Source organism: Endozoicomonas sp. ALE010, from assembly GCF_049310165.1.
In the GTDB taxonomy this organism is placed as follows: Bacteria; Pseudomonadota; Gammaproteobacteria; order Pseudomonadales; family Endozoicomonadaceae; genus Endozoicomonas.
The window spans coordinates 16,899-41,330 of the sequence record NZ_JBLYNV010000001.1 but is presented as its reverse complement, the minus strand read 5'-3'; the positions used below and the strand labels follow the sequence as shown (position 1 = coordinate 41,330).

8 protein-coding genes are annotated in these 24,432 nt (G+C 50.5%); all 8 read left to right on the top strand.

What is annotated here, in order from left to right:
* The first annotated feature begins 156 nt into the window (after window positions 1-156).
* Window positions 157-3,426, top strand: a complete 3,270-nt coding sequence (locus ACO6UY_RS00070; RefSeq protein WP_422488754.1) for a DUF1601 domain-containing protein — start codon at window positions 157-159, stop codon at window positions 3,424-3,426.
* Between the two features lie 48 nt (window positions 3,427-3,474).
* Window positions 3,475-6,234: a DUF1601 domain-containing protein gene (locus tag ACO6UY_RS00065; protein WP_422488752.1), complete on the top strand. Its 2,760-nt coding sequence runs from the start codon at window positions 3,475-3,477 to the stop codon at window positions 6,232-6,234.
* Between the two features lie 68 nt (window positions 6,235-6,302).
* On the top strand, window positions 6,303-9,182 hold the full coding sequence (locus tag ACO6UY_RS00060) for a DUF1601 domain-containing protein (RefSeq protein WP_422488750.1): 2,880 nt from the start codon (window positions 6,303-6,305) through the stop codon (window positions 9,180-9,182).
* Between the two features lie 42 nt (window positions 9,183-9,224).
* The gene (locus ACO6UY_RS00055) at window positions 9,225-11,675 is read left to right on the top strand and encodes a DUF1601 domain-containing protein (protein WP_422467394.1); all 2,451 of its coding nucleotides are present in this window, start codon (window positions 9,225-9,227) and stop codon (window positions 11,673-11,675) included.
* A 105-nt stretch (window positions 11,676-11,780) separates the two neighbouring features.
* Entirely contained in the window at window positions 11,781-14,891 is a 3,111-nt protein-coding gene (locus tag ACO6UY_RS00050; protein WP_422488748.1) for a DUF1601 domain-containing protein, read from the top strand.
* Window positions 14,892-14,996: 105 nt separating this feature from the next.
* A complete protein-coding gene (locus tag ACO6UY_RS00045; RefSeq protein ID WP_422459246.1) occupies window positions 14,997-18,125 on the top strand; it encodes a DUF1601 domain-containing protein in 3,129 nt (1,042 codons plus the stop codon).
* Window positions 18,126-18,210: 85 nt separating this feature from the next.
* A complete protein-coding gene (locus ACO6UY_RS00040) occupies window positions 18,211-21,774 on the top strand; it encodes a DUF1601 domain-containing protein (RefSeq protein ID WP_422488747.1) in 3,564 nt (1,187 codons plus the stop codon).
* A gap of 59 nt (window positions 21,775-21,833) precedes the next feature.
* Window positions 21,834-24,425: a DUF1601 domain-containing protein gene (locus tag ACO6UY_RS00035; RefSeq protein WP_422459250.1), complete on the top strand. Its 2,592-nt coding sequence runs from the start codon at window positions 21,834-21,836 to the stop codon at window positions 24,423-24,425.
* Window positions 24,426-24,432 lie beyond the last annotated feature (7 nt).

Genomic DNA, 24,432 nt, shown 5'->3' with positions numbered 1-24,432 from the left:
CAAACCAAAATACAGGTTGTAACTGTTTCTCTCGGATGATTTGCAAGTAGATGGTTTCCCCACTCGTTTACGTTCATAGGCCATTTCAACAAAATGAACTTCTGAACAGAACAGCAGTCTGTTGTTTATATTTTCATGAATCAATGAAATATAATTATGGATAGAAGCTCTGCTGGTATCAGTGGTAAATGCGCAAGATCAGATAATGGTTATAACCGCCCGGATGACCAGGCCGCTTCTCCAAGGCGTGGGCGATATAAACATTCTGCAGTCAGACCGTGGGATAACCCCCGCCCCACTACACCGGGGAGTAATAAATTTTACCGTGCTTCTGGCGCACGCTCTTCTCAATATCTACAGAGCCGTTCAGTAAACCCTGCCCAGGATTTTAATGCCCTTATCAAACAGGAAATAATGGCTGGTCTGGTGAGTAAATCGGCTCGCTTCGGCCATCGCTATGATGGGAGAGATCATGGTTACTATGCCAGTTCAATTAAAAAATACACGTCAGCTGCTAAACGACCGTTAAATCCAGCGGAACAAAGCCAGCTGATTCGTTTGCTGCAAAATTTTACCGTAACGCGCAGCTGGAATTGGCTAAGCCTGACGACAACAATTCATTCATTGACTTCAGCGGGTGTTTTTACCCCTCATAACCCAATGAATGAGCATGTTCAGCTCACTCAAACGGCCTTATTGTCCTCTCTACTGGATGCCATAATATTCAAGTGCAATCAAATGCCTCAAGCCAGGGAAATTGATGCCCGAGGTATCGCCAACCTGTTGTGGGCCATGGCGAAACTGGTGGGCAACGGGCAGGCTTGGATACCAGAGTTCAACGAGGCCGTAGCCACACTGTTACCCTGGATGAGCGCACAGAAAGACCAATTTATTCCTCAGCATATTGCCAACCTGTTCTGGGCCCTGGCAAAACTGGTGGACAACGGGCAGGAGCAGACACCAGAGTTCAAAGCGGCCCTTGCTTCGCTGTTGCCCTGTTTGAACGCACAGAAAAACCAATTTACCGGCCAGAATATTACGAACATTCTGTGGGCCATGGCGAAACTGGTGGACAACGGACTGGAGCGAATACCAGAGCTCAACAAGGCCCTGGCCGCCCTGCTGCCCCGCGTGAACGCTCAGAAAAACCAATTTATTCCTCAACATATCGCCAACCTGCTGTGGGCCATAGCAAAACTTGTGGACAACAAGCAGGGGCTGACACCAGAGTTCAAAGAGGCCGTGGTTGCGCTGTTGCCCAATGTAAATGCACAGAAAGCCAACTTTAAACGACAGGAAATCGCCAATCTGCTGTGGGCCATGGCAAAACTGGTGGACAACGAGCTGGAGCAAACACGAGAGCTCAAAAGGGCCGTGGCCGCGGTGTTGTCTCAGGTGAACGCACAGAAAGCTAACTTCAATCTGCAGGAAATCACCAACCTTCTGTGGGCCATGGCGAAACTGGTGGACAACGGGCAGGAACGGACACCTCGACTGAAAGAGGCCATAGCTGCGCTGTTGCCCAACGTGAACAGACACAAAGACCATTTTTTTCCGCGGGGAGTCGCCAACTTGCTCTGGGCCATTGCAAAACTGGTGGACAACAGCCAGGAGCAGACACCAGCTTTCAACAAGGCCGTGTCCGCGCTGTTGCCCTGTGTGAACACGCAGAAAAGCCAATTTAATCCGCAGGATATCGCCAACCTACTGTGGGCCATGGCGAAACTGGTGGAGAAAAGGCAGGAGCAAATACCGGGGCTGAAAGAGGCTCTGGTCGCTCTGTTGCCCTGCGTAAACGCTCAGAAAGCTAACTTTAAACCACAGGGTATCGCCAACCTGCTGTGGGCCATGGCGAAACTGGTGGACAACGGGCAAGAGCAGGTACCAGGGCTCAAAGAGGCTGTAGCCACAATATTGCCACATGTGAACGCACAGAAAGCCAACCTTACCCCACAGCAAATCAGCAACCTGCTGTGGGCCATGGCGAAACTGGTGGACAACGGACAGGAGCGAACACAAGGGCTTAAAGACGCCGTGGCCACGCTGTTGCCTCATTTGAACGCACAGAAAGAACAATTTAATGCGCAAGGCATCGTCAATCTGCTGTGGGCCGTGGCGAAACTGGTTGAGCATGGACAGGAGCGAACATCCGAACTCAACGAGGGTGTGGCCGCGCTGTTTCCCCGCGTGAACGCACTGAAAGACCAATTTATTCCTCAGCATATCGCCAACCTGCTGTGGGCCATGGCAAAACTGGTGGACAACGGGCAGGAGCAGACACCAGAGTTCAAAGAGCCAGTGGTTGCCCTGTTGCTCCACGTAATTGCACAGAAAGCTGACTTTAAACCACAGGAAATCACCAACCTGCTGTGGGCCATCGTAAAACTGGTGGACAACGGGCAGGAGTGGACACCAGCGTTCAAAGAAGCTGTGGCCGCGCTGTTGCCCCTGGTAAACAGACAGAAAGCTAACTTTAAACCACCGGAAATCACCATCCTGGTGTGTGCCATGGCGAAACTGGTGGACAGCGGGCAGGGGTGGATACCAGAGCTCAACGAGTCCCTGGCGGCGCTGCTGCCCCACGTGAACGCACAGAAAGACCAGTTTAATGCCCAGAGTATTGCCAACCTGCTGTGGGCCATGGTGAAACTGGTGGATAACAGGCAGGAGCAGACGCCAGATCTTATAGAGACCGTGGCCGCACTGTTGCCCAGCGCGATTGCACAGAAAGCTAACTTTAAACCACTGGAAATCGCCAATCTGCTGTGGGCCCTGGCGAAACTGGGTGAACTGATTAACCTGAACACAGTTTCCTCTATGTTTGAATCGCTGGTCTACCGCATCAGCGACAACCCTCAACTCTCTCAGCGAGCGATATTGATGTCACTCTGGGGAGTAATGGTTTGCTGTGCCAGGTTGTCTCTGATCTCCACTGCCAATAAAAATAACGTGCTTGAACAGCACATGGATGACCTGTTTACTCGCCTGGAAAATGCCACCCCAGACAATGATGAGGATCTATCCATCATTGCCATGGCGGCAAGTTGGCTTGGGAGAGAGTGTCCGGTCGTTCCCCATTACCAGACCACCATGTCAACACCTCAAACCAACTTCTGCGGTCAGCTCCAATCACACATTCCCTCCTTGAAGATCGTACAAGAAAAGAGCCTTAACCTATTACCGCCGGTTGACCTGCTACTGCCAGATCTCAACATGGTTATTGAAATTCAGGGACCGACTCATTACGTGAATGGTGATTTCACAACCAGGAATGGTTCGACTCTGCTGAAAATCGCACTGCTGCAAAAAGCAGGATTTGAGGTCATTGAAATCCCGGTTAACCAGCTTTGGAACCGGAATTTAATCAAACTATGTGTTGATCACATAAAGACCAGGATAGACATTTTCAATAAAATGAACTTCTGAACAGCAGAGCAGTCTGTTTTTATATTCTCATGAATTAATGAAATATATATGCATAAAATCTCTGCTGGTATCAGTGGTAAATACGCAAGACCAGGTAATGGTCACAACCAACCAGATGACCATGCCGCTTCTTCAAGGCTTGGACGATATATACATGCCACAGTCAGACAGTGGGATAATGCCCCCCGCTCTACCCCGGAGCGTAACGAGTTTTACCATTCTTCTGCCGCATGTTCTTCTCTACAGCATCGTTCAGTAAACCCTGCGCAAGATTTTAATGACCTCATCAAACAGGAAATAATGGATGATCTGGTGAGTAAATCGGATTATTTCGGTCATCGCTATGATGGGAGACATCACGGGCAATATGCCAATTCAATTAAAAAATACACGTCAGCTGCTAAAAGACCGTTAAATCGAGCTGAACAAAGCCAGCTGATACGTTTGCTGCAAAATTTTACCGCAACACGAAGCTGGAATTGGCGAAGCCTGACGACAACATTTCATTCGTTTACTTCATCGGGCGTGTTTACCCATCATAAACCCATGGATGAGCGTATTAAACTTACTCAAGCTCACTTGTTGTCAACGCTACTTGATGCAATAACATTCAAGTGCAACCAAAAACCTCAAGCCAGGGATATTGATGACATGGGAATCGCCAACCTGCTATGGGCCATGGCAAAACTGGTGGACAACAGGCAGGCGCAAACAACAGATTTCAACGTGGCCGTTGCCGCGCTGTTGCCCCACGTAAACGTACTGAAAACTAATTTTAAACCACAGGGTATCACCAACCTGTTGTGGTCCATGGCGAAACTGGTCGACAACGGGCAAGAGCGGATACCAGGACTCAAAGAGGCCGTGGCCACGCTGTTGCACCGGGTGAACGCAAAGAAAGCTGACTTTAACCTACAGCAAATCACCAACCTGCTTTGGGCCATTGCGAAACTGGTAGACAACGGACAAGGGCAAACACAAGGGCTCAAAGAGGCTGTTGCCGTGCTGTTGCCTCTTGTGTATGCGCAGAAAGACCAGTTTAATGCCCAGCGCATCGCCAACCTGCTGTGGGCCATGGCGAAACTGGCGGACAACGGCCAGAAACGGACGCCCGAGTTCAATGAAGCCGTGAACGCGCTGTTGCCCCACGTGAACGCACAGAAAGACCAATTTAATCCCCAGGGCATCGCCAACTTGCTGTGGGCGATAGTGAAACTGGTGGACAACGGCCTGAAGCGCACACCAGAATTCAAAGAAGCCGTGGCCGTGTTGTTGCCCTGCGTGAACGCACAGAAAGCTAACTTTAAACCACAGGGGATCGCAAACCTGCTTTGGGTTATGGTGAAACTGCCGGACATCGGGCAGGAGCCGACACCCGAGCTCAACGAAGCCGTGACCGCGTTGTTGCCCTATGTGAAGGTACAGAAAGCTAACTTTAAACCACAGGGTACCACCAACCTGCTGTGGGCAATGGCGAAACTGGCGGACAACGGGCAGGAGCGGGTGCCCGAATTCAATGAAGCCATGACTGCGCTGTTGCCCTATGTGAAGGCACAGAAAGACCAATTTATTCCTCAGCATGTCGCCAACCTGCTGTGGGCCCTGGCGAAACTGTTGGACAACGGACCGGAGAAGACACAAGAGTTCAATGAGGCTGTGGCCACTCTTTTGTCCTGCGTGAACGCACAGAAAGACCAATTTATTCCCCAGCATATCACCAATTTGATGTGGGCCATGGCGAAACTGGTGGACAATGGACAGGAGTGGACGCCAGAGTTCTACAAAGCTGTAGCCGCGCTGTTGCCCCAAGTGATCGCACAGAAAGCTAACTTTAAACCACAGGAAATCGCCAACCTGCTGTGGGCCATAGCGAAACTGGTGGACAACGGTCAGGAGCAGACAGCGCAGTTCAACGAAGCCGTGGCTGTGCTATTGCCCCTCGTGAACGCAATGAAAGCTGACTTTATCGCACAGGAAATCGCCAACCTGCTGTGGGCCACGGCGAAACTGGCGGACAACGGGCAGGAGCAGACAGCCAGGTTTAAAGAGGCCATGACCGCGCTGTTGCCCTTCGTGAATGCACTGAAAGCCAATTTTAATCCACAGGAAATCGCCAATCTTCTGTGGGCCACGGCGAAACCGGGTGAACTCCTTGAGCTAAACATGGTGACTGCTACGTTCGAATCTCTTGTCTACCGAATCAGTGAAACCCCTCAGCTCTCTCAGCAAGACATATTGATGTCTATATGGGGAGTCATGGTATGGTGTGCCAGGTTGTCCCTGATCTCCAACGCCAATCAAAATAGCGTGATTGAAAAGTACATGGATGACCTGTTTACTCGTCTGGAAAATACCGCCCCAAACAATGAAGATGAACAATCCATCATTGCCCTGGCCGCAAGTTGGCTTGGGAGAGCGTGTCCGATCGTCCCCCATTACCTGCGCACCATGTCACAACCTCAAGCCGAATTCCGCGATCAACTCCAATCATGCATTCCCTCTTTGAAGATTGAAGAAGAAAAGTGCCTGAACTCACTGCCTCCGGTTGACCTGCTACTGCCAGATCACAACATGGTTATTGAAATTCAGGGACCGTTTCATTACGTGTGTGGTGATTTCAAAACCAGGAATGGTTCGACTCTGCTGAAAATCGCACTGCTGAAAAAAGCAGGATTTGAGGTCATGGAAATCCCTGCTAACACGGTTTGGGACCAGGATTCAATAAAACCATGTATTGATCAAATAAAAACCAGGGAAGGAGCTTCCAGACTTGGGTCCGTATCCACAGGTGATCCTTTGGCAGATTAAGCAAAATGAACTTCTGATCAGCACCGAAGTCTGCTTTTTATATTATCATGAATTGATGAAATATAATTATGGATAAAAGCTCTGCTGGTATCAGTGGTCATTACGCAAGATCAGGTAATGGTCGCAACCAACAAGATGACCGTGCCGCTTCATCAAGGCGTGGACGATACAGACATGCCACAGTCAGACAGTGGGATAATACTCAACGCACTACACCGGGGTGTAATCAATTTTACCGATCCACTGCCGTATGCCTTTCTCAACATCTACAGTGTCGTTCAGTAAACCTGGCCCAGGGTTTTTACGCCCTCATCAACCAGGAAATAATAGATAATCTGGTGCGTCAATCTGAACGTTTTGGTCATCGCTATGATGGGAGGTGTCATGGTCAATATGCCAGTTCAATTAAAAAATACACGTTAACTGCTAAAAGACCGTTAAATCGAGCAGAACAAAGCCAGCTGATACGTTTTCTGCAAAATTTTACCGTAAAGCGAAGCTGGAATTGGCGAAGCCTGACGACAACATTTCATTCATTGACTTCAGCAGGTATTTTTACCCCTCATAACCCTATGAATGAGTGTGTTAAGCGTACTCAAACTGCCTTATTGTCAACGCTTCTTGATGTATTAATATTCAAGTGCCATCAAAAACCTCAAGCCAGGGATATTGATGCCATCGGAATCACCAACCTGCTATGGGCCATCGCGAAACTGGTGGACAGCGGGCAGAAGCAGACACCAGAGCTCAAACAGGCCGTGGCCGCGCTGATGCCCCATCTGAGCGTAAAGAAAGACCAATTTATTCCTCAGCATCTCGCCAACCTGCTGTGGGCCATGGCAAAACTGGTGGACAACGGTCAGGAGCAGACAGCAGAGATCAAAAAGGCCGTGGCCGCGCTGTTGCCCCATGTGAATGCCCAGAAAGACCAGTTGAGTCCTCAGAATATCGCCAACCTGCTGTGGGCCGTGGCGAAACTGGTGGACAACGGCCAGGAGTGGACACCCGAGCTCAACGAGGCCGTGGCCGCTCTGCAGCCCTGTATAAACGCACAGCAAGACCATTTTATTCCTCAGCATATCGCCAACCTGCTGTGGGCCATGGCGAAACTGGTGGACAACGGGCAGCAACAGACACCATGGCTCAAACAGGCTGTGGCCGCACTGTTACCCCACGTAAACGCACAGAAAACTAACTTTAAGCCACAGGAACTCGTCAGCCTGCTGTGGGCAATGACGAAACTACTGGACAACGGTCAAGAGCAAAGACAAGGGCTCAAAGAGGCCGTGGCCGTGCTGTTGCCTCAAGTGAACGCAAAGAAAAGCCAATTTAATGCTCAGGGCATTGCCAACCTGCTGTGGGTCGTGGCGAAACTGGTGGACAACGGGCAGGAATGGACACCCGGGCTGAACGCGGTCGTTCACGCGCTGTTGCCGCACGTGAACGCACATAAAGACCAATTTAATCCTCAGCATATCGCTAACCTGCTGTGGGCCATGGCGAAACTGGTGGGCAACGGTCAAATACTGACGCCAGAGTTCAAAGAGGCCGTCGCCGTGTTGTTGCACCTCGTGAACGCACAGAAAGCCAACTTTAAACTACAGGGTATCACCAACCTGCTGTGGGCTATGGCGAAACTGACGGACAACGGCCAGGAGCGGACACCTGAGCTCAACGAAGCAATGGCCGCGCTGTTGCCCCACGTGATCGCACGGAAAGCTGACTTTTTACCACAGGAAATCGCCAACCTGCTGTGGGCCATGGCGAAGGTTGTCAACGGCCCGGGGCAGATACCAATGCTCAACAAAGCCGTGGCCGCGCTGTTGCCCTACGTGAAAACACAGAAAGACCAACCTATTCCTCAGCAAATCGCCAACCTGCTGTGGGCTCTGGCGAAACTGGTGGATAACGGGCAGGAGCAAACACCAGAGTTTAAAGAGGCTGTCGCCGCACTGTTGCCCCACGTGATTACACAGAAAGCTGGCTTTAAACCACAGGAAATCGCCAACCTGCTTTGGGCCATGGCGAAACTGGTGGATAACGGGCAGGAGTGTACACCAGAGTTCTACGAGGCTGTGGCCGCGCTGTTGCCCCACGTGATCGCACGGAAAGCTGACTTTATACCGCAGGAAATCGCCAACCAGCTGTGGGCCATGGCGAAACTGGTGGACAACAGTCAGGAGCAGACAGCTGAGCTCAACGAAGCCGTGGCTGCGCTGTTGCCCTACGTGAATGCACAGAAAACCAACTTTAAACCACAGGAAATCGCCAACCTGCTGTGGGCCACGGCGAAGCTGGGTGAGCTCGTTGAGCTGCCCCTGTTTACCTCCACGTTCAAATCACTTGTCCACCGAATCAGTGACAACCCCCGGCTCTCTCAACAAGATATATTGATGTCACTTTGGGGAGTAATGGTATGCTGTGCCCGGTTGTCTCTGGCCTCCAATGCCAATAAAAATAACGGACTTGAAAAGCACATGGATAACCTGTTTACTCGTCTGGAAAATACCTCCACAGACAATGAAGAGGATCAATCCATCATTGCCATGGCCGCCAGTTGGCTTGGGAGACAGTGTTCGTTCGTCCCCCATTACCAGACCATCAGGTCAAGACCTCAAACCGACTTCCGCAATCAACTCCAGTCATGCATTCCCTCTTTGAAGATTGAAGAAGAAAAGAGCCTGAACTCATTGCCTCCCGTTGACCTGCTACTGCCAGATCACAACATTGTGATTGAAGTTCAGGGACTGTCCCATTACGTGCGCGGTGATTTAAAAACCAGGAAAGGTTCGACTCTGCTTAAAATCGCACTACTGCAAAAAGCAGGATTTGAGGTCGTTGAAATCCCGGCTAATACACTTTGTAACCGTTATTTAATGCAACTATATATTGAGAAAATAAAGACCAGGGTGGACCATTTCAGTAAAATGAACTTCTGCACAGAATAGCAGTCTGTTTTTTATATTTTCATGAATTGATGAAATATAAATATGCATAGAAGCTCAGCTGGAACCTTTGGTTTATACGCAAGACCAGATAATCATGCCAACCAACCGGATACCCATGACGCTTCTTCAAGGCGCGTGCAATATAGACAGGGCACAGTCGAATGGTGGGATAATCCACCCCGCACTACCCCGGGGCATAATGAATTTTATCATTTCTCTGGCGCATACCCTTCTCAAAATCTACTGTGCCGTTCAGTGATCCCCGCTCAGAATTTTAATGACCTTATCAAACAGGAAATAATGGCAGATCTGGTGAGTAAATCTAATCGTTTTGGTCATCGCTACGATGGGAGAAATCACGGGCAATATGCCAGTTCAATTAAAAAATACACGTCAGCTTCTAAAAGACCGTTAAATCGAACAGAACAAAGCCAGCTGATGCGTTTGCTGCAAAATTTCACAGCAACACGGGGCTGGAATTGGCTGAGCCTGACGACAACATTTCACTCATTGACTTCAGCGGGTGTTTTTACTCTTCATAAACCCATGGATGAGCGAGTTAAACTTGCCCAGGCTAACTTATTGTCAACGCTATTTGATTCAATAATATTTAACTGCAACCAAAAACCTCCAGCTAGGGATATTGATGCACAGGGTGTCGCCAACCTGCTGTGGGCCATGGCAAAACTGATGGACAACGGGCAGGAACGGACACCAGAGTTCAACGAGGCCGTTGTCGCGCTGTTGCCCCACGTGAACGCACAGAAAAACCAATTTAAGGCCCAGGGCATTGCCAACCTGCTGTGGGCCATGGCGAAACTGGTGGACAACGGACAGGAGTGGACAGCAGAGTTCAACAAGACCGTGGCCGCGCTGCTGCCCCACGTGAACGCACAGAAAACAAACTTTAGACCACAGGAAATCACCAACCTCCTGTGGGCCATGGCAAAACTGGTGGACAACGGGTACGAACAGACACCAGAGTTCAACGAAACGGTGGCTGCGCTGTTGCCCTGCGTGATCCAACAAAAAGCTAACTTTAACCCACAGGAAATCACCAACCTGCTGTGGTCCATGGCGAAACTGGTGGACAACGGGCTGGAGCGGACACCAGTGCTCAAAGAGGCTCTGGCTGCGCTGTTGCCCCACGTAAACGTACAGAAAGAACAATTTAATGCCCAGGATATCGCCAACCTGCTGTGGGCCATGGCGAAACTGGAGGACAGCGGGCTGGAGCGAACACCGGAGCGCAAAGATGCTATGCTCGCGCTGATGCCCCACGTGAATGCACAGAAAGACCAATTTATTCCCCAGCATATCGCCAACCTGGTGTGGGCCATGGCAAAACTGGTGGACAACGGGTACGAACAGACACCAGAGTTCAACGAAGGGGTGGCTACGCTGTTGATCTGCGTGATCGTACAAAAAGCTAACTTTAACCCACAGGAAATTGCCAACCTGCTGTGGGCCATGGCAAAACTGGTGGATAACGGGCTGGAGCAGACACCAGAGTTCAACGAAGCGGTGGCTGCGCTGTTGATCTGCGTGATCGCACAAAAAGCTAACTTTAACCCACAGGAAATCACCAACCTGCTGTGGGCCATGGCGAAACTGGTGGATAACGGGCAGGAGCAGACACCAGGGCTCAACGAGGCCGTGGCCGCTCTGTTGCCCCGGGTGAACGCACTGGAAGACCAATTTACTGCCCAGGGTATTGCCAACCTGCTGTGGGCCACGGCCAAACTGGGTGAACTCATTGAGCTGAACCTGGCTACCTCTACGTTCGAATCGCTTGTCTATCGAATCAACAAGCACCTGCAGTTTTCTCAGGAAGAGATATCGATGTCTCTCTGGGGAGTCATGGTATGCTGTGCCAGGTTGTCTCTAGACTCCAATGGCAATAAAAATAATGTGTTTAAAAAGCACATGGATGACTTGTTTACTCGCCTGAAAAATACCTCGCCAGATAATCAAGAGGATCAATCCATTATGTTCATGGCCGCAAGTTGGCTTGGCAGAGCCTGCCCGGTCGTTCGCCATTACCACACAAACATTTCAAAAACCCAGGTCGACTTCCGCGATCAACTAAAATCATCTATTCCATCTTTGAAGATCGAAGAGGAAAAAAGTCTGAACTCATTACCTCCGGTTGACCTGCTTCTGCCAGATCACAACATGGTGATTGAAGTTCAGGGCCCCTCTCATTACGTGGGTGGTGATTTCAAAACGAGGAAGGGTTCGACTCTGCTGAAAATCGCACTGCTGCAAAAAGCAGGATTTGAGGTCATTGAAATCCCGACTAACCAGCTTTTGAACAACGATTTAATGAAACCCTGTATTGATCAAATAAAGATCAGGATAGGCATCCCGCCACAGGGGCATGGCTTTGTATCACTTAAAAGAGCGTGGGCAGGTGCTGCATACGTAACTACCGAAGAACATTTAGCAGAGCAAACCAGCCCGGCAAAGAGGAAGAAAACAAACAGCCAGTAATCGCCTTCCTCCCATCATGACTCAAGTAAACTTTGCCGCACAATGAACTTCTGGGCAGAACAGCAGTCTGCTTTTTATATTTTCATGAATTAATGAAATATAATTATGGATAGAAGTTATGCTGGTATCAGTGGTCAATACACAAGATCAGATAACGGTTACAACCAACCGAATGGCCGTGCCCCTTCTTCAAGGCATGGGCGATACCGACATGCCACAGTCAGGCAATGGAATCATCCCACCCGCACTGCACCGGGTCGCAATGAATTTTACCATTCTTCTGACACACGCTCTTCTCAACATCTACTGCGCCGTTCAGTACACCCTGCTCAAAATTTTCATGCCCTCATCAAACAGGAAATAATGGATGATCTGGTGAGTAAATCGGATCGTTTCGGTCATCGCTATGATGGGAGAGATCACGGCCTATATGCCAGTACAATTAAAAAATACACGTCAGCGTCTAAAAGGCCTTTAAATCGAGCGGAACAAAGCCAGCTGATGCGTTTACTGCAAAATTTCACAGCAACACGGAGCTGGAATTGGCGAAGCCTGACGACAACACTGCACTCATTGACTTCAGCGGGGGTTTTTACCCCTCATAAACCCATGGATGAGCGTGTCAGGCGTACTCAAGCTGCCTTATTATCGACGCTACTGGATGCAATAATATTCAAGTGCAAGCAAAAACCTCCCGCCAGGGATATTGATGCCCATGGAACCGCCAACCTGATGTGGGTCATGGCGAAACTGGTGGACAGCGGGCAGAACCCGATACCAGAGCTCAAAGAGGCCGTGGCCGTGTTGTTGCCCCATGTGAACGCACAGAAAAAACAATTTATTCCTCAGGGAATCGCCAACCTGCTGTGGGCCATGGCGAAACTGGTGGACATCGAGCAGGAGCGGACACCAGAGCTCAACGAGACCGTGTCCACGCTGTTGCCCAGCGTGAACGCACAGAAAGCTGACTTTAAACCACAGGAAATCACTAGCCTGCTGTGGTCCATGGCGAAACTGATGGACAACGATCGGAAGTGGGTACCAGGGCTCAAAGAGACTGTGGCCGTGTTGTTGCCCCACGTGAACGCACAGAAAAACCAATTTAATGCCCAGGAAATCTCCAACCAGATGTGGGCCATGGCGAAACTGGTGGACAAAGGGCAGGAGCGGACACCAGGTCTCAACGAGGCCGTGGCCGCCCTGTTGCCCCTTGTGAACGCACAAAAAACTAACTTTAAACCACAGGGTATCGTTAACCTGCTGTGGGCCATGGCGAAACTGGTGGACAACGGGCAGGAACTGACACCAGAGTTCAACGAGGCCCTGGCCGCGCTGTTGCCCCACGTGAACGCACAGAAAGACTGGTTTATTCCTCAGCATATCGCCAACCTGCTGTGGGCCATGGCAAAACTGGAGGACAACGGGCTGGAGCGGACACCAGATTTCAACAAGGCCGTGGTCACGCTTTTGCCCCACGTAAACGCACAGAAAGACCAGTTTAGTCCTCAGCATATCGCCAACCTGCTGTGGGCCATGGCAAAACTGGAGGACAAAGGGCAGGAGCAGACACCAGATCTCACCGAGACCGTAGCCACGCTGTTGCCCCACGTGAACGCACAGAGAGCTAACTTTAAACCTCAGGAAATCACCAACCTGCTGTGGGCCATGGCGAAACTGGTGGACAACTGCTACGAGCAGACACCAGAGTTCAACGAAGCTGTAGCTGCGCTGTTGCCCTGCGTGACCGTACCAAAAGCTAACTTTAAACCACAGCATATCACCAACCTGCTGTGGGCCATGGCGAAACTGGTAGATAACGGGCAGGAGCAAGCACCAGGGTTCAAAAAGGCCGTGGCCGCGCTGTTGCCCCACGTGAATGCACAGAAAGACCAATTTACTGCCCAGGGTATCGCCAACCTGTTACAGGCCATAGCGAAGCTGGTAGATAACGGGCAGGAGCAAACACCAGAGTTCAAAAAGGCCGTGGCCGCGCTGTTGCCCCGCGTGAACGCACAGAAAGACCAGTTTAGTCCTCAGCATATCGCCAACCTGCTGTGGGCCATGGCGAAACTGGTGGACAACGGGCAGGAGCAGACACCAGAGTTCAACGAAGCTGTAGCTGCGCTGTTGCCCTGCGTGACCGTACCAAAAGCTAACTTTAAACCACAGCATATCACCAACCTGCTGTGGGCCATGGCGAAACTGGTAGACAACGGGCAGGAGCAGACACCAGGGTTCAACGAGGCCGTGACCGCACTGATGCCCCTCGTGAATGGACAAAAAGCTAACTTTAAACCGCAGGGTATCGCCAACCTGCTGTGGGCCATGGCGAAACTGGTGGACAACGGGCTGGAGCGGACATCAGGTCTCAAAGAGGCCGTGGCCGCCCTGTTGCCCCTTGTGAACGCACAAAAAACTCACTTTAAACCACAGGAAATCGCTAACCAGCTTTGGGCCATGGCGAAACTGGGTGAACTCGTTGAGCTGAACGTGGTTACCTCTACGTTCGAATCGCTCATCTATCGACTCAGTGAGAAGCTTCAGTTTTCTCAGAAAGAGATATCGATGTCTCTCTGGGCATTAATGGTATGCTGTGCCAGGTTGTTTCTGGACTCTAATGCCAATAAAAATAACCTATTTGAAAAACACATGGATGACCTGTTCATTCGTCTGGAAAATACATCGCCAGATAATGGAGAGGATCAATCCATCATTACCATGGCTGCAAGTTGGCTTGGCAGAACCTGTTCGGTCGTCCACCATTACCAGACAATCATTTCAAAAAACCAAGCCGACTTCCGTGATCAACTCAAATCATCTATTCCATCTCTGAAGATTGACGAAGAAAAGAGTCTGAACTCATTACCTCCGGTTGACCTGCTTCTGCCCGATCACAACATGGTGATTGAAGTTCAGGGACCGCGTCATTACGTAGGTGGTGATTTCAAAACCAGGAATGGTTCGACTCTGCTGAAAATCGCACTGTTGCAAAAAGCAGGATTTGAGGTCATTGAAATCCCGACTAACCAGCTTTTGAAGAAAGATTTAATGAAACCCTATATTGATCAAATAAAGATCAGGGTAAGCATCCCGCCACAGGGTCATGACGCTGTATCACCTAAAAGAGGGTGGAAAGACGCTGCATACGTGACTGGTGAAGAACATTTACAAGAGCAAACCAACCCGGCAAGGAGGAAGAAAACAAACAGCCAGTAATCGCCTTCCTCCCATCATGACTCAAGTAAACTTTTCCGCACAATGAACTTCTGGGCAGAACAGCAGTCTGCTTTTTATATTTTCATGAATTAATGAAATATAATTATGGATAGAAGTTCTGCTGGTATCAGTGATCAATACACAAGATCAGATAACGGTTACAACCAACCGAATGGCCATGCCCCTTCTTCAAGGCGTGGGCGATACAGACATGCCACAGTCAGACAGCGGGATAGTCACCCCCGCTCTACCCCGGGATGTAATGAATTTCACCATTCTTCTGGCACACGCCCTTCTCAATATTTAATTCACCGTTCAGTAAACTGTGCTCAAGATTTTAATACCCTCATCAAACAGGAAATAATGAATGACCTGGTGAGTAAATCGGATCGTTTCGGTCATCGCTATGATGGGAAAAAACACAGTCAATATGCCAGCTCAATTAAAAAATACACATCAGCTGCGAAAAGACCGTTAAATCGAGCTGAACAAAGCCAGCTGATGCGTTTGCTGCAAAATTTTACTGCAACACGGAGCTGGAGTTGGCGAAGCCTGACGACAATATTTCATTCATTCACTTCAGCAGGTGTTTTTACCCCTCATCAACCCATGAATGAGCATGTTAAACTCACTCAAGCTGCCTTATTGTCGACACTGCTTGATGCAATAATATTTAAGTGCAACCAAAAACCTGAAGCCAGGGATATTGATGCCCAGGGAATCGCCAACCTGTTGTGGGCCCTGGCGAAACTGGTGGACAACGGGCAGGAGCGAACAGCAGAGCTCAAAAAGGCCGTGGCCGTGTTGTTGCCCCATGTGAACGCACAGAAAAAACAATTTATTCCTCAGGGAATCGCCATCCTGCTGTGGGCCATGGCGAAACTGGTGGACATCGGGCAGGAGCGGACGCCAGAGATCAACGAGGCTGTGGCTTCGCTGTTGCCCCGTGTGAACGCACAGAAAGACCAATTCAATACCCAGAATATTGCCAACATGCTGTGGGCCATCGCGAAACTGTCGGACAACGGGCAGAAGTGGGCACCAGAGCTCAACGAGGCCGTAGCCTTGCTGCTGCCCCACGTGTACGTACAAAAAGCTGACTTTAAACCACAGGGTATCGCCAACCTGCTGTGGGCCATAGCGAAACTGGTGGACAACGGCCAGGAGCGGACACCAGGGCTCAATGAGGCCGTGGCCGCCCTGTTGCCTCACGTGAATGCACAGAAAGACCAATTTATTCCTCAGGCTATCGCCAACCTGCTATGGGCCGTGGCAAAACTGGTGGACAACGGGCAGGAGCGGACACCAGAACTCAAAGAGTCTGTGGCTGCACTATTGCCACACGTAAACACACAAAAAGCTTGCTTTAAACCACAGGAAATCGCCAGCCTGCTATGGGCTATGGCGAAACTGATGGACAACGGGCAGGGGCCGACACCAGAGTTCAGCGAGGCCGTGGCCGTGCTGTTGCCCCAAGTGAACGCACAGAAAGACCAGTTTATTCCTCAGCATATCGCCAACCTGCTGTGGGCCATGGCGAAACTGGTGGACAACGGGCAGGAGCCGACACCAGAGCTCAACGAGGCCGTGGCTGCCCTGTTGCCCCATGTGAACGCACAGAAAGACCAATTTATTCCTCAGCACATCACCAACCTGCTGTGGGCCATGGCGAAACTGGTGGACAACGGGCTGGAGCCGACACCAGAGCTCAAAAGGGCCTTGGCCGCGCTGTTGTCCCACGTGAACGCACAGAAAAACCAACTTAATGCCCAGGGCATTGCCAACCTGTTTTGGGCCATGGCGAAACTGGTGGACAACGAACTGGAGCGGACACCGGGGCTCAAAGAGACCGTGGCCGCACTGCTGCCCCTCGTGCAAGCACAGAAAAACCAACTGAATGCCCGGAGCATTGCCAACCTGCTGTGGGCCATGGCGAAACTGGTAGACAAAGGGCAGGAGCGGACGCTGGCGCTTAAAAAGACTGTAGCCGCGCTGTTGCCCCATGTGAACGCACAGAAAGAGCAGTTTACTGCCCTGGGTATCGTCAACCTGCTGTGGGCCATGGCGAAACTGGTGGACAGCGGACTGGAGCGAACACAAGGGCTCATAGAGACCGTGGCCGAACTGTTACCCCACGTGAACGCAATGAAAGACCAATTTATTCCTCAGCATATTGCCAACCTGCTGTGGGCCATAGCAAAACTGGTGGACAACGGGCAGGAGTGGACACCAGAGCTCAAAGAGGCAGTGGCCGCGCTTTTGCACTACGTGAACGCACAGAAAAACCAATTTAATACCCAGAATGTCGCCAACCTGCTTTGGGCCATGGCAAAACTGGTGGACAACGGAGAGTGGGTACCAGAGCTTAAAGAAGCTGTGGCCGCGCTGTTGCCCTACGTGAACGCACAAAAAGCCCACTTTAGACCACAGGAAATCGCCAACCTGCTGTGGGCCATGGCGAAACTGGGTGAACTCGTTGAGCTACAAGTGGTTACTTCTACGTTTGAATCGCTTGTCTGCAGATTAAGTGACAACCTTCAGCTCTCTCAGCAAGATATATTTATGTCTCTCTGGGGCATAATGGTATGCTGTGCCAGGTTGTCTCCAGACTCCAATGCCAATAAAAATAACATGCTTGAAAAGCACATGGTTGACCTGTTTACTCGCCTGGAAAATACATCCCCGGACAATGCAAAGGATCAACGCATCATTGCCATGGCCGCCAGTTGGCTTGGGAGAGCAAGTCCGATCATCCCCCATTACCAGACAACCATTTCAAAACTTCAATCCGACTTCCGCGATCAACTCCAATCATGCATGCCCTCTTTGAAGATTGAAGAAGAAAAGTGTCTGAACTCATTGCCTCCCGTTGACCTGCTGCTGCCAGATCACAACATGGTTATTGAAATTCAGGGACCGTCTCATTACGTAAGTAATGATTTTAAAATCAGGAATGGTTCGACTCTGCTTAAAATTGCACTGTTGCAAAAATCAGGATTTGAGGTCATTGAAATCCCGGTTAACCAGCTCAGGAGCCAGGATTCAATGAAACTTTACATTAATCAAATAAAGACCAGAGTGGAAATCCCGCCACAGGGTCATGGCTGTGTATCACTTAACACCGCATGGGCAGATGCTGCATACGTGACTGCCGAAGAACATTTAGGAAGAGCAAACCAATCCAGCAAAGAGGAAGAAAACAAACAGCCAGTAATCGCCTTCTTCCCATCATGACTCAAGTAAACTTTTCCGCAAAATGAACTTCTGAACAGAACAGCAGTCTGCTTTTCATATTTTCATGAATTAATGAAATATAATTATGGATAGAAGTTCTGCTGGTATCAGTGATCAATACACAAGATCTGATAACGGTTACAACCAACCGAATGGCCATGTCGCTTCTTCAAGGCGTGGGCAATACAGACATGCCACAGTCAGAAAGCGTGATAGTCACCCCCGCTCTATCCCGGGATGTAATGAATTTCACCATTCTTCTGGCACACGCCCTTCTCAATATTTAAGGCACCGTTCAGTAAACTCTGCTCAAGATTTTAATGCCCTCATCAAACCAGAAATAATGGATGGTCTGGTGAGTAAATGGGATCGTTTCGGTCATCGCTATGATGGGAGAAATCACAGTCAATATGCCAGCTCAATTAAAAAATACACGTCAGCTGCTAAAAGACCGTTAAACCGAACAGAACAAAGCCAGCTGATGCGTTTGCTGCAAAATTTTACTGCAACACGGAGCTGGAGTTGGCGAAGCCTGACGACAATATTTCATTCATTCACTTCAGCAGGTGTTTTTACCCCTCATCAACCCATGAATGAGCATGTTAAACTCACTCAAGCTGCCTTATTGTCAACACTGCTTGATGCAATAATATTTAAGTGCAACCAAAAACCTGAAGCCAGGGATATTGATGCCCAGGGTGTCGCCAACCTGTTGTGGGCCATGGCGAAACTGATGGACAACGGGCAGGAGCGGACAGCAGAGCTCAAAGAGGCCGTGGCCGCGCTGTTACCCCACATGAACGCACAGAAAGACCAATTTAAGGCCCAGGGTATCACCAACCTGTTGTGGGCCATGGCGAAACTGGTGGACAACCGGCAGGAGCAGACACCAGGACTCAAAGAGGCCGTGGCCGCGCTGTTGCCCTACGTGAACGCACAGAAAGACCAATTTAATGCCCAGGGTATAGCCAACCTGTTGTGGGCCATGGCGAAACTGGTAGACAACGGGCAGGAGCAGACACCAGGACTCAAAGAGGCCGTGGCCGAGCTGTTGCCCCACGTAAACGCACAGAAAACTAACTTTAGACCACAGGGAATCGCCAACCTGCTGTGGGCCATAGCGAAACTGGTGGACAACGGCCAGGAACGGACACCAGGGCTCAACAAGGCCGTGGCCGCCCTGTTGCCCCACGTGAACGCACAGAAAGACCAATTTATTCCTCAGGCTATCGCCAACCTGCTGTGGGCCATGGCAAAACTGGTGGACAACGGTCAGGAGCAGACACCAGAACTCAAAGAGGCTGTGGCTGCGCTGTTGCCCCACGTAAACACACAAAAAGCTTGCTTTAAACCACAGGAAATCGCCAACCTGCTATGGGCCATGGCGAAACTGGTGGACATCGGACAGGAGCAGACAACAGATCTTAACGAGGCCGTGGCCGTGCTGTTGCCACAAGTGAACCCAGAGAAAGCTAACTTTAAACCACAGGAAATCGCCAACCTGCTGTGGGCCATGGCGAAACTGATGGAGAACGGGCAGGAGCAGACACCAGAGCTCGACGAGGCCATGGCCGCCCTATTGCTCCTCGTGAACGTACAAAAAGTTAACTTTAAACCACAGGGTATCGTCAACCTGCTGTGGGCCATGGCGAAACTGGTGGACAACGGGCTGGAGCAGACACCAGAACTTAACGAGACCGTGGCCGTGCTGTTGCCCCACGTGAACGCTCAGAAAGCTAACTTTAAATCACAGGGTATCGCCAACCTGCTGTGGGCCATGGCGAAACTGGTGGACAACGGGCTGGAGCAGACACCAGAACTTAACGAGACCGTGGCCGTGCTGTTGCCCCACGTGAACGCATACAAAGACCAATTTATTCCTCAGCATATCGCCAACCTGCTGTGGGCCATGGCGAAACTGGTAGACAAAGGGCAGGAGCGAACACCAGAGCTCAAAGAAGCAGTGACCGCGCTGTTGCGCCACGTGAACGCACAGAAAGCTCACTTTAAACCTCAGGAAATCACCAACCTGCTGTGGGCCATGGCGAAACTGGTGGACAACGGGCATGAGCAGACACCAGAGCTCAACGAGGCCGTGGCCGCGCTGTTGCCCCACGTGAACGCACGGAAAGACCACTTTAATACCCAGGGCATTGCCAACCTGCTGTGGGCCATGGCGAAACTGGTGGACAGCGGGCAGGAGCAGGCACCAGAACTCAACGAGGCCGTGGCTACCCTGTTGCCCCTCGTGAACGCAAAGAAAGACCACTTTAATACCCAGGGCATTGCCAACCTGCTGTGGGCCATGGCGAAACTGGTGGACAACGCGCAGGAGAAGATACCAGGGCTTGTGGAGGCCACGGCCGCGCTGTTGCCCCACATGAACGCACAGAAAGCTAACTTTACACCACAGGCAATCACCAACCTGCTGTGGGCCATGGCGAAACTGGTGGACAACGCGCAGGAGCGGACACCAGAGCTCATCGAGGCTGTGGTCGCGCTGCTGCCTCTCGTGAACGCACAAAAAGCTAACTTTACACCACAGGCAATCACCAACCTGCTGTGGGCCATGGCGAAACTGGTGGACAACGGGCAGGAGCGGACACCAGAGCTCAACGAGGCTGTGGTCGCGCTGCTGCCTCTCGTGAACGCACAAAAAGCTAACTTCAAATCACAGGAAATCGCTAACCTGATTTGGGCCATGGCGAAACTGGTGGATAACGGTCAGGAGCAGACACCAGGGCTCAACGAGGCTGTGGTCGCGCTGTTGCCCCTCGTGAACGCACAAAAAGCTAACTTTAAACCACAGGAAATCGCTAACCTGCTATGGGCCACGGCCAAACTGGGTGAACTCGTTGAGCTGAACGTGGCTACCTCTGCATTCGAATCGCTCGTCTATCGAATCAGTGAGAACCTTCAGTTTTCTCAGGAAGGGATATCGATGTCTCTCTGGGGAGTCATGGTATGCTGTGCCAGGTTGGCTCTATACTCCAATACCTATAAAAATAACTTGCTTGAAAAGCACATGGGTGACCTGTTGACTCGCCTGGAAAATACATCGCCAGATAATGAAGATGATCGATCCATCATGATCATGGCCGCAAGTTGGCTTGGCAGAGCGTGTCCGGTCGCCCCCCCTTACCAGACAATCGTTTCAAAACGTCAATCCGACTTCCGCAATCAACTCCAATCATCTATTCCATCTTTGAGGATTGAAGAAGAAAAGAGTCTGAACTCATTACCTCCGGTTGACCTGCTTCTGCCAGATCACAACATTGTGATTGAAGTTCAGGGCCCCTCTCATTACGTGAGTGGTGATTTCAATACCAGGAATGGTTCGACTCTGCTCAAAACCGCACTACTGCAAAAAACAGGATTTGAGGTCATTGAAATCCCGGCTAACCGGCTTTTGAACAACGATTTAATGAAACCCTATATTGATCAAATAAAGACCATGATAGGCACCCCCCCACAGGAGCATGGCTCTGTATCATTTAATAGAGGGTGGGCAGATGCTGCATACGTGACTGGCGAAGAACATTTAGAAGAGCAAACCAATCCAGCAAAGAAGAAGAAGAGAAGAAGAAAACAAACAGTCAGTAATCGCCTGCCTCCCATCATGACTCAAGTAAACTTTTCCGCAAAATGAACTTCTGAGCAGAACAGCAGTCTGCTTTTTATATTTTCATGCATTAATGAAATATAATTATGGATAGAAGTTCTGCTGGTATCAGTGGTCAATACACAAGATCAGGTAATGATTACAACCAACCGAATGACCATGCCCCTTCTGCAAGGCGTGGGCGATATAGATATGCCACAGTCAGACAGTGGGATAATCCCCGCAATGCCCCGGGGCGTAATGAATTTTACCATTCTTCTGGCACACGCTCTTCTCAACACCCACTGCGCCGTTCAGTAACCCCTGCTCAAGATTTTAATGCCCTCATCAAACAGGAAATAATGGATGATCTGGTGAGTAAATCGGATCGTTTCGGTCATCGCTATAATGGAAAAAATCACAGTCAATATGCCCTTTCAATTAGAAAATACACGTCAGTTGCTAAAAGACCGTTAAACCGGGCGGAACAAAGCCAGCTGATACGTATGCTGCAAAACTTTACCCCAACACGGAGCTGGAACTGGCGAAGCCTGACGACAACACTTCATTCATTTACTTCAGCGGGTGTTTTTGCCTTTCATAAACCCATGGATGAGAATGTGAAGCTTACTCAAGCTCACTTATTGTCAACGCTACTTGATGCAATAATATTTAACTGCAACCAAAAGCCTGAAGGCCGGGATATTGATGCCCGTGGTATCGCCAACCTGCTGTGGGCCCTGGCGAAATTGGTGGACAACGGGCAGAAGCAGACACCCGAGTTTAAAGAGGCCATGGCCACCTTGTTTCCCCTCGTGAACGCACAGAAAGACCAATTTATTCCTCAGCATATCGCCAACCTGCTGTGGGCCATGGCGAAACTGGTGGAAAACGGGCTGGAGCGAACAACAGGACTCAACGAGGCCCTGATCGTGCTGTTGCCCCAGGTCGACGCACAGAAAGGCCAATTTAATGTCCAGGGTATAGCCAACCTGCTGTGGGCCATGGCGAAACTGGTTGACAACGGGCAGGAGCGGACACCAGGGCTCAAAAAGGCCGTGGCCGCGCTGTTGCCCCAAGTGAATGCTCAGAAAGCTAACTTTACACCACAGGGTATCGCCAACCTGCTATGGGCCATAGCAAAACTGGTGGACAACGGGCTGGAGCGGACACCGCAGCTCAACGAGGCCGTGGCCGTGCTGTTGCCACAAGTGAACCCAGAGAAAGCTAACTTTAAACCACAGGAAATCACCAACCTGCTGTGGGCCATGGCGAAACTGGTGGACAACGGGCAAAAGCGAACACCAGAGCTCAACGAGGCCATGGCCGCGTTGTTGCTGCACGTGAGCGCACAGAAAGACCAATTTAAGGCCCAGGCCATTACCAACCTGCTGTGGGCAATGGCGAAACTGGTGGACAACGGGCTGGAGCGTACACCAGGGCTGAAAGAGGCCTTAGCCGCTCTGTTGCCCCTCGTGAACGCACGGAGAGCTACCTTTAAACCACAAAGTATCGCCAACCTGCTGTGGGCCATGGCAAAACTGGTGGACAACGGGCAGGATCCGACACCAGAGTTCAAAGAGGCCGTGGCTGCACTTTTGCACCACTTGAACGCACAGAAAGACCAATTTAATGCCCGGGATATCGCCAACCTGCTTTGGGCCATAGCGAAACTGGTGGACAACGGGCTGGAGTCAACACCAGAGCTCAACGAGGCCGTGGCCGCACTGTTGCCCCACGTGAATGCACAGAGAGCAACCTTTAAACCACAAGGTATCGCCAACCTGCTGTGGGCCATGGCGAAACTGGTGAACAACGGGCAGGAGTCGACACCAGAACTCAACCAGGCCGTGGCCGCACTGTTGCCCCTCGTGAACGTACAGAAATACCAGCTTAATGCCCATGGCATTGCCAACCTGCTGTGGGCCATGGCGAAACTGGTGGATAACGGGCAGGAGTGGACACCAGAGTTCAAAGCGGCCGTGGCTGCGCTGTTAACCCACGTGAGCGCACGGAAAGCTAACTTTACACCACAGGGTATCGCCAGCCTGCTGTGGGCCATAGCGAAACTGGGTGAACTCGTTGAGCTGAATGTGGTTACCTCTACGTTCGAATCGCTTGTCTACCGAATCAGTGAAAACCCTCAGCTCTCCAGGCAAGATATATCGATGTCTCTCTGGGGCGTATTGGTATGCTGTGCCAGGTTGTCTCTAGACTCCAATGCCAATAAAAATAACGTACTTGAAAAGCACATGGATGACCTGCTGACTCGCCTGGAAAATACATCACCGGATAATGAAGAGGATCAAACCACCATTGCCATGGCCGCCAGTTGGCTTGGCAGAGCGTGTCCGTTCAACCCCCATTACCAGACAACCATTTCAAAACATCAGGCCGACTTCCGCAATCAACTCCAATCATGCATGCCCTCTTTGAAGATTGAAGAAGAAAAGAGTCTGAACTCATTACCTCCGGTTGACCTGTTACTGCCAGATCACAACATGGTGATTGAAGTTCAGGGATCGTCTCATTACGTGAATGGTGATTTCAAAACCAGGAAGGGTTCGACGCTGCTTAAAATTGCACTGCTGCAGAAATCAGGATTTGAGGTCATTGAAATCCCGGTTAACAGGCTTTGGAACCAGGATTTAATGAAACCATTTATTGATCAAATAAAGAAGAGAACAAACAGCCAGTAATCGTCTC